Origin of the sequence: uncultured Porphyromonas sp. (genome assembly GCF_934359325.1) — a bacterium.
Taxonomy (GTDB): Bacteria; Bacteroidota; Bacteroidia; order Bacteroidales; family Porphyromonadaceae; genus Porphyromonas_A.
This window is the reverse complement of sequence record NZ_CAKRLH010000140.1, coordinates 1-4337: the sequence shown is the minus strand read 5'-3', so window position 1 is coordinate 4337 and position 4337 is coordinate 1. Positions and strand designations below refer to the sequence as shown.

Sequence of the window (4337 nt, the reverse complement as noted above, 5' to 3'; positions counted from 1 at the left end):
TCGGTGTAGAGGGAGAAGCGCTGGCTCATCACGCCGATGTGCTTCTTGATCCGCTCCCCCTCGCGGAGGATGTCGTGTCCGGCGACGGTGCCGCGCCCTGCCGTCGGCTTGAGGATGCCGCAGAGCATGCTGATGGCGGTGGACTTGCCGGCACCATTGGCGCCGAGGAAGCCAAATATCTCTCCCCGATCGACGTGGAAGGAGATGTGGTCCACCGCGGTGAAGTCGCCGAAGACCTTCGTCAGCCCCTCTACCTCTATCACTCGGTCACTCATCGTCGTCTGTCGATAGGAGGAGGAAGGCATCCTCCAGGGTGGGCTCCGTGGCGACCGCTCGGCTGCCTGCGAGGCGGACGTCGGTAGCGATATGGGCCCTCAGCGCCGTCTCGTCCGCCCGGTCACGGAGGGTGATGTGGAAGGAGTCGCCAAAGGCGTATGCATGCAGCACCTCGGGATAGCTCTCCAGCGCCTCGAGGGCAGCCATCCGATCGGTCGTCTCAAGGCGGTAGAGCGGCAGGCGGTACTGCGAGACCAACTGCTCCGGTGTGTCCATGGCGATGAAGTCCCCTCGACGCATAAAGGCGACTCGGTCGCAGCGGCTTGCCTCGTCCATATAGGCAGTGGAGGCGACCACGGTGACACCATCGGCGGAGAGCTTGCGGAGCATCCGCCAGAGGTCGGTTCGGCTGATGGGGTCGATGCCGGTGGTAGGCTCGTCGAGGAAGAGGACGTGTGGCTTGTGGATGAGAGCGCAGGAGAGGGCAAGCTTCTGCTTCATCCCTCCGGAGAGATGGGCGGCGAGGCGCTTCTCGAAGGGCTCGATGTGAGAGTAGATGTCGGCAATGAGGGGATAATTCTCCTCCACCGTGGTGCCGAAGAGAGTGGCGTAGAAGTCCAGATTTTCCCGCACGGTGAGGTCGCCGTAGAGGGAGAAGGTGCCGGGCATGTATCCGATGTGCTGCCGCAGCTCCCGATAGTCCCGCACCACGTCGTATCCGTCCACCGTCGCGCTGCCGCTCTGTGGTCTGAGGAGGGAGCAGAGGATTCGGAGGAGCGTGCTCTTACCGGAACCGTCCGGACCGATGATGCCGAAGATCTCTCCCCGTCGGACGGCGAAGGAGAGCCCCTCCGGTGCCGTGCCGACACCGACCGCCTCGCCTGCCGGACTGCGGTAGACCAGCCTCAGCCCATCCGCCCGGATGATATCGTCCGTCGCCCCCTCCATCGTCACTCTGCTGCGGGTCGGAGTAGCTCGCCGTACATACCTATCTTGAGCTGTCCGTCTTCGTTGGGTACCCTAACCTTGACGGCGTAGACCAATCCAGCACGATCCTCTTGCGTCTGAACGGACTTGGGCGTGAATTCTGCCTTCGGCGAGATCCAGCTGATCGTTCCGTCGTAGGTGCGAGTCGCGTCCTCGCCGGCACTGCCGTCCACGCGAACCTTTACCCTCTCCCCCACGTGGATGAGCCCGAGATCCTCCCCGGTGATGTATACCCGCAGGATCATCTCGTCCAGGTCGGCGATGCGGAAGAGCGGATGCCCCGCCGCGGCAAGCTCGCCCGGGTGGACATAATTGGCGATCACGGTGCCGCTGATCGGGGACTTGATCACCGACCGGCGGATCATATCGCTCACTTGCTCTATCTGCACGTCGATGGCAGACCGCTGAGCAGAGAGCTGACCCCTGCTGCCCGAGAGGGTAGAGCGGGTCGCCTCGAGCTGTCCCTCCAGCTGGGCAATGCCGGCATCGAGGTCATCGAGCTGCTTCTTCGTCGCCACATCGGCATCGAGGAGCCGCTTGACCCGATCTCTCTGAGAGCGCAGGTCGCTCAGCTTCGCCTCCAGTGGGGCTGTCTGTGTCTCGATATTGGGTGAGGCGACCGCCACGCCGGCGCCCGACCGGCGGAGAGCCTCCCGCTTGAGGGCGAGCTGGACCGTATCCACTAATCCCACCTCGGCGCCCTCCTCGAGTCGGTCACCCTCGGCGAGATCCCAGCGGATGAGCTTCCCGCTCACCTCACCGGAGACTAAGATCTCCGTCGCCTCGAAGCTCCCCGTCCCGAGGACGCTCTTGTCCTCCTGTCCACAACCTACGCAGAGGAGCAGCAGGAGGAGGACGAGAGAGCCGTATCGTATCTCATTCTTCATCTTCATCACTATCCTATCTATTTATCTCTCGATCTCCGCCAGTCCATAGAGTGCCTCGAGGTACTCTATCCTGTGGAGGTCGGCCGTCTGCCTGGCGGCCGTGTACTTCGTCAGGAGCTGCAGCGCATCGCGACGTGTCATCACGCCCTCCTCCACCTGCACGGCGGAGCGGTCGTTGATGCTCTTGCGCAGTGTCACGATCTCCTCATCAAGTCGCATCTGCTCTGCACTCTGCTGCACCTTATGCCGTGCCTGTGCCAGTTCGGCAGAGGTCTTTTGCTCAAAGGTCTGCCGCTGCATCTCCGCCATCTCCGTCATCCCCCGGAGACGGGTTCGCTGTGCCCCCAGCCCGTAGAGCTGACCAAAGGTCCACTGGAAGCTCAGCCCCACCATCCCGAAGGGGTGCGCCCCGGGCTTGAAGAAATTGGGGTACGGATCGGAATACATCGCCGTAGCGGTCAGCATCACCTGCGGCACCAGCCCGGCGAGGTAGCTGTCATAAGTCGCCTGCGCCTCTGCCGTCAGCGCATCGTAGTACCGATGCTCCGGACGAAGTGGGGCGACCCGCCCGCCGGCTGGAGCCTTAGGTTCGATCGGGGTAGGGGGCAGGACCACTTCCGTCCCTTCGCTCAGCGGGAGACCGGTGTAGATCGTCAGCGCCTCGATCAGTGCCCGGCGCGTCTCCTGCAGGGCAGCGCGATCCTGAGCCGCGCGGAGCAGCTCCACCCGGATCTCCTCCGCATCCGCTCGGGTGCCCACGTCATTGGCTATCGCCACCTCGACCCGCTCCTCCTGACGGCGAAGCTCCTCGATGAGCGTCCTCTGGAGGGCGGTCTGACCGTCCACCTTGAGCAGCCCGAAGTAGATCTCCGTCACCGACTTGCGCACCTCCCTCAGCACCTCCTCCATCCGGGCGTCGCTCTGAGCCTGTGAGGCTCGCATCACTGCCCCCTCGGCGGCGGCATGGCCACCGTCCCAGAGCAATTGGGCGACCGATATGCCGACGCCCCGCTGCATCTTGGGGATCGATGGGATCTTGATCTGTGAGGCAATGCTCGCCATTGTCTCATCCATCATGCCGTCCCACACCTCCTGGGTGAAGCCCATCTGCTTAAGGAAGGAAGGGATCGCCACCTGCAGCTTCTCCCCCTTGATCAGGTCCTGCTTCGTGGGATTGGGCACGTCGGAGAGGTAATTGACCCCGCCGGTAAGGCTGATCTGGGGGATATAGACGTACTTCATCGCCCGGCTGCTCTCCTGCACCACCCGGTCCATCACCTCCCGCTGTCGGAGGAGAGGGAAGTGGCTCTCCGCTGCTGCGCGCACCTCCTCGAGGGTGATCGTCCGGAGGGTATCCCCCTCGGCGCGAACCGGGAGGCAGCCCGTCAGCAGGATGACGGCGAAGAGGATATATCGTATAGGCTTACTCATATTGATTGGCTCTCATAGGATCGTAGATCTCTGCAAATCTACCAGTTTCTTGTCAACTCTTGAGGGCAAAGTGTGTTATTCGGTCCGATCCACCGACTTCACCCCCTTTGCCTGGCGGATCAGGCGTATGAGCTGCTTCAGCGACTGCTCGTCATCCGCATAGAGGGTAAAGAAGCCGAGGAAGAGCCCGTCATTGGACTCTATACGGAAGTTCTTCAGTCGGACTCCCTTCTCCAGCCCGATACGTGTCGATATATTATTGACCACCGTGATGTCGTCCTCGCCAACCACTCTCAGCGTCACCTCATGAGCCGCCCTGTCAGCCGCCACGCCCGCCCACTCGGCCTTGTGGATGCGGTAGCTGTAGCGGGTAAAGAGGTCAGACGCATTGGGACAGTCGTAGCTGTGGATCCTCATCCCCGTCCGGGAGGCGTAGGCAAAGATCCGGTCGCCATAGATCGGGTGGCAGCACTGAGCCAGCTCATAGTCGATGCCGGTCAGTCGCCCGTCGATCAGGATCACATCCTTGTCCGCCGTGGACAGCTGCTCCAGCTCTGTCTCCCGCTCGTAGTCCTCCGCCGACACCTTAGGCCTCGACTCTTTGGCGCTCTCGGTCCGCTCCTCCAGAAGAGCCTTGTAGTCCACCAGCACCTGATTGACCTCATACCGCCCCTCTGCCACGGCGAGGAGGAAGTCGCTCTCGCCCTTGTAACCGTGACGCTTCATCAGCCGGGCAAATTCGCTCTCATCCCACTC

Annotated in this window: 4 protein-coding genes and 1 pseudogene; all 5 read right to left on the bottom strand. The window is 62.5% G+C overall.

The features are described 5' to 3' along the window. The coding region (locus tag Q0F21_RS05765) for an ATP-binding cassette domain-containing protein (protein ID WP_297238213.1) at nucleotides 1-275 on the bottom strand (275 nt) is incomplete at its 3' end. 244 nt (nucleotides 276-519) lie between these two features. Then, nucleotides 520-1185, bottom strand: a pseudogene (locus tag Q0F21_RS05760) (ABC transporter ATP-binding protein); the annotation flags it as partial. 41 nt (nucleotides 1186-1226) lie between these two features. Next, on the bottom strand, nucleotides 1227-2156 hold the full coding sequence (locus Q0F21_RS05755) for an HlyD family efflux transporter periplasmic adaptor subunit (protein ID WP_297238210.1): 930 nt from the start codon (nucleotides 2154-2156) through the stop codon (nucleotides 1227-1229). A gap of 15 nt (nucleotides 2157-2171) precedes the next feature. Continuing rightward, nucleotides 2172-3581 carry a TolC family protein gene (locus Q0F21_RS05750; protein WP_297238208.1) on the bottom strand — a complete coding sequence of 470 codons (1410 nt, stop codon included), beginning with the start codon at nucleotides 3579-3581 and terminating at the stop codon, nucleotides 2172-2174. Nucleotides 3582-3656: 75 nt separating this feature from the next. After that, nucleotides 3657-4337, bottom strand: a 681-nt coding sequence (locus Q0F21_RS05745) for an ACT domain-containing protein (RefSeq protein ID WP_363282665.1), incomplete at its 5' end; no start/stop codon positions are given.